Genomic DNA, 4,403 nt, shown 5'->3' with positions numbered 1-4,403 from the left:
GCCAGCGCTTTTTGACGGGTTTGGCGGTTTTTGAGCACCGGCGATGAGGGTTTTAACACAGTAACTGAGTTCGGAATGCTTGGCATCTCGGGGACTCAGGCTGCAAGATGTCTCTCGGGGCCAATCAGGGTGTTTTCCCCCGGCGCTGTTCGCGGTTGGCATTCGCTTTGATTGATACCTTGTACGGTCACGTCATGCTCGTTGCCTATAGCTCAAGGCCCCTTGGACCGCAACGTGCTGAGTTGCGTGCACACTGACGAGTCGCGCGGTCTGCCGACATAGCTTCTCGAACTTGCAACCTTTTGGGCACAGGACTACCACATGAAGCCCGTTCTTTTCGCAGCGGCCCTCTTCGTGCTCACCGCCGGTTGCACCTCGGCAGGGTCGCCCGCGAATAATCAGACCTCCCGGCCCAATCCGGCCGACACGGATACCTACATTTTCCGCACTCCCGACAGTGCGGCGCCCCTTGGCGCTACGTCAAAGCCACCGAGGCTCAGCGTCGGTGTCAGCTATTCCGATACGCAATTGATTCTGCCGTGGTTCCTCAATGACATTATCAATTTTATTAACTATCGCTAATCTGACAGCCACTGAGAGCGGCTCCCGGCGATCGAGCGTGGAGTTCGCGACTACACGCTCGATCGCCCGAGCGCGATGTGAAAATCCAGCATCGATTAATCCATGTGCATCCGTTCACGCCATGGGAGGTCGCCAATCAGGCTGCCGTGCATATGGTTCGAGAAAACGTTTGGCCATTCAGTTTGGACTTGACGATCTTTTTGATAGGGTAGTTCCGCGCAACCCCGCGCGTGTCAGCGTCGACACATATCGAAGGCGAATTAAACAAAAGCAGTATCCAAAAGCACTGGCCACGCGTAACGGTCATGCCGTGCTGAACAATTGAACGATCGGCAAAACGTTCTCTGGAACTCCCCCAGCAGTTCGGCGATGCACGCTGGTGTTTTCAACGAGGCCCGCAGTGCTTTTCAGTCCGTTAAGACATCGATCCGCATTTTGCCGCGAGATTCGAGGCTGAAGTGAGCGAGGATTTGAACGTGCCCAAGGCACTGGCTGTGCTTTGAGAACTCGTTTTCTACCGCAAGGACATTTTCCGTTTATCATCGCGGCGGCGGATTGTGGCGGATTGCATCCATGGCTCCGTGCCGTTCATTGCGGTGTGGCTGGGGGCCAGGCAACGTGAACTGAAAGACGGCGCCGCGGGGCACGTTAGCGCTCACCAGTAGCCGCCCCCCGTGCGATTCCACCATCGACCGGCAGATGGAAAGCCCCATACCCATTCCACTCGCCTTCGTGGTGTAGAAGGGCTCGAATACGCGTTCGACGCTTTCGTCGGCCACGCCCGGTCCCGAATCGCGCACGGCGACCATGACACCGCCCATCGCGTCCTTACCTGTGCTGATGACCAGCTCTCGCGACCCGCCGTCAACCGCACTCATCGCTTCGAGCGCGTTCATGATCAGGTTCAGCAACACCTGTTGGAGCTGAATGCAGTCCCCGTCAACCAACGGCAGATCCTCCGCAAGCTCCATCCGCAATGAAACGCTGCTCTTTCGAATCTGGTCGTGCGTTAGGGCAACAACCTCGCCTATCACCTCGTTGATCCGCAGTCGCTCCCGACTCGAGGGCGCGTTCTTGACGAGGCCACGAATTCGATTGGTGACCTCGCTGGCGCGCATTGCGTCCTTGACGATTCGATCAAAAGCCTCCCGGGCTTCCTCGAGATGCGGCGGCTGCGCGCAGAGCCAACGCAGCCCGGCCTGCGCATTGGCGGCGGTCGCGCCGATCGGCTGCCTGATCTCGTGGCTGATCGAGGCCGCGAGTTGTCCCATTGTCGTTACGCGATGGGCGTGAGCCAGCGACATCTGCACCTCGCGGTAGCGTCGCTCGCTATCGCGGGCTTCGGCTTCCGCTCGCTTGCGCTCGGTGAGATCGAGCACGAACGCAACACACTGCTGCCCGCTTTCTTTGAACGTTGCTGCGCCGATCAGCACGGGCACGCGGCTGCCGTCCTTTCTGAGGTACTCTTTTTCGAACGGCTGCAGCACCCCTGAAAGCTTGATCAACGGCACCCATTTTTGTTCATCCAAATCGAGCCAGTCTCGCGGTGTCAGATCGGTCCAGCGAAGACGTCCTGATAAGAGAGCGTCGCGGTCGTAGCCCACGATTCGGAGAAACTCGTCATTCGCTTCAAGGATCTGCCCCTCGATATTCCAGATAAAGATGCCGACGATATTGGCGTCGACCAGACGCCGAATCCTTGCTTCTCGCTCGCCCAAATCCCGGTACAGACGCGCATTCTTCAGCGTAACCGCGGCCTGTGAGGCGAGGAATGTCAGGACGGCGATACGGGCCGGCGCGAACACGCCGGGCGTCAGATTGTTCTCGAGGTAAAGCACCCCGATCAATTCGCCCTGGTTGGTCAGCGGCAGGTAGAGCACGGATCGGACCCCATGTTGCCGGATGTAGCGATCGGAGCTGAACGAACCCTCGTTCACTGCGTCATCAAGAATTACGCATTCCCGTGTGCGCATAACATAGTGAAGCATCGATTCGGACAGCATTGCCGTTGTCACGGGCTCATCGCGCACTTGCACAACAACCGCGTCGTCAGTGATCGTCGCTTCCGCTTTGATCGTAGGTTCCGCCTCGCTCGCCAGAAGTAACAGGCCACGCTGCGCACCTGCCTGTTCCATCGCGGTGCGCATAAGCGTGTCGAGCAGCTTGTCTTGCACAATTTCGCCCGAAATCGCTTGCGAGACCTTGAGCATCCGACGCAATTCTGCGGTTCGTTCCGCAACCTTCATTTCAAGTTCATCGCGGGCCTGCTGCAACGCTTTCTCAGCTCGCCGCCGCTCCGCGATCAAGCATGCATTCTGAAACGCCGTTGCGGCATGATTGGCCGCGATGGACAGCAACAGTTGATCGATATCGCCGGGGAAACCGGCGCGATAGCACGCCGCGGCAATTAGGCCACCCTTGGAATTAGCACCGATGGGAATGACGATGCCGCGCCCTCGATCTTTATCTCCGTCAACGTCCGAAACGATTTCACGGGGGGGAAACCCGCCGCCTTCGGCGACACGGCGCTGCAGCCACTCGGAAAATCCCAGCCATCCGTTTCCTCGCGTGACGTCGGTCACCGCGTTGTCTGTAGGACCGAGCAATCTTACGAAGACGAAATCAAGGCGCAACGTGTGGACGAGTATGTCTGCGAACTCTGCGGCGATCGCGTGCGCTTCCCGCCCCACCCAAGCGGCTGGGATGGCAGAAATGGCGACCAGATCCCTGAGTGCAGTTCGCAGTCGTAATGCCTCATCGTGCATGTCTTCCGGCACTTGCTTTACGTCTCGTGCCACGGTCTGCCGCTCCCCTAGTCATGGACTAGCGCCCCTACGTGGACTAAAGTATAGAGACATTTTTTTGACGATTCTTCCGACGGCCGCGTTAGTGGGTAGCACTGCGGCGCACACGCATGAACAGGGTTGTGACGAGCCCGGTCAGACTGCTCTTAGGGGGTAGAAACATGACTGACATGACGAAGAGGGATCCGGATGTACATCTCGCCGGCAAAATGCTTGCGGAAAGGCGTCACGCCTGCGCGTTCTTCAACTCGCGCGAGGAGGAGCATCGGATCTTGCTGCCTTTCATCAAAGAAACGGTGGACCAGGGCGAAAAATCCATCTTCCTTGTTGATCGTGAGTCTCGGCCAGAACGCCTTCGTTGGCTGGAGGAGTCGGGCATTGATGCGGACGCGCTGCGCCAGCGTGGTCAAATCGAGATTCGCCCTTGGGAGGAAGCCTATCTGCGTGGGGGGCGTTTCAGTCAGGATGCAATGCTGAGCTTGATCGATGAACTCTATGCGACCAGTAAGGCCAATGGTTTTCTCCAGACGCGCCTCTGGGCGAGCATGGATTGGGCGCTGCAGGATCGGCCGGGCGTTGAAGACCTCGTCGAGTATGAAGCACGACTGAATTACATCCTGCCCAAGTACGATCACATCACTGTCTGCGTCTACGATCTCGCGCAATTCAGCGCCAGTTTAATCATGGATGTGGTTCGTACGCACCCATTGGTCATCATTGGCGGGAATCTCCAGGAGAACCCGTTTTATGTGCCTCCTGATGAGTTCCTGCGCGAGTTGCGAAGCCGTTCGCCCACAAGCTGCCACCATGGACACTGATTGAGTGATTGGGTTAAACCACACCAGACCGCGCCGTTTCTGCCCCAACATCACAAACTTTGATGCAAGAGACCTCGCGAAACCAAAAACGCTGGTGCTTGGTCAGTGTTGCCAACGGTGTACGTGCAGCTCAACAGACTTGCGTTGGTCAACCACTCCTTTTACACCGCACGGAAGAGGCGCTTTAACCGCTTCCGTG

3 protein-coding genes are annotated in these 4,403 nt (G+C 57.8%); 2 read left to right on the top strand and 1 reads right to left on the bottom strand.

Features of this window, described 5'->3' with window-relative positions:
• The first annotated feature begins 321 nt into the window (after positions 1 to 321).
• Positions 322 to 582 (top strand): hypothetical protein, encoded by a 261-nt coding sequence (locus tag VL598_RS11835; protein WP_325326912.1) that lies wholly within the window; start codon positions 322 to 324, stop codon positions 580 to 582.
• A 539-nt stretch (positions 583 to 1,121) separates the two neighbouring features.
• Here the strand turns inward: VL598_RS11835 and VL598_RS11830 are convergent.
• Positions 1,122 to 3,380, bottom strand: a complete 2,259-nt coding sequence (locus VL598_RS11830; protein WP_325326911.1) for a GAF domain-containing sensor histidine kinase — start codon at positions 3,378 to 3,380, stop codon at positions 1,122 to 1,124.
• Positions 3,381 to 3,547: 167 nt separating this feature from the next.
• On the opposite strand from VL598_RS11830, the gene VL598_RS11825 reads away from it, so the two are divergent.
• Entirely contained in the window at positions 3,548 to 4,204 is a 657-nt protein-coding gene (locus VL598_RS11825) for an MEDS domain-containing protein (protein ID WP_325326910.1), read from the top strand.
• Positions 4,205 to 4,403: the final 199 nt, after the last annotated feature.

It is taken from the genome of Trinickia sp. (genome assembly GCF_035492435.1).
GTDB lineage: Bacteria > Pseudomonadota > Gammaproteobacteria > Burkholderiales > Burkholderiaceae > Trinickia.
Note: the sequence above shows the minus strand (reverse complement) of the source record. Positions and strands in the feature narration are given on the sequence as shown.

Excerpts from the sequence above, each read along its gene's own strand:
- VL598_RS11825 (WP_325326910.1), top strand. The coding sequence starts at position 3,548 with ATGACTGACATGACGAAGAGGGATCCGGATGTACATCTCGCCGGCAAA.
- VL598_RS11835 (WP_325326912.1), top strand. The coding sequence starts at position 322 with ATGAAGCCCGTTCTTTTCGCAGCGGCCCTCTTCGTGCTCACCGCCGGT.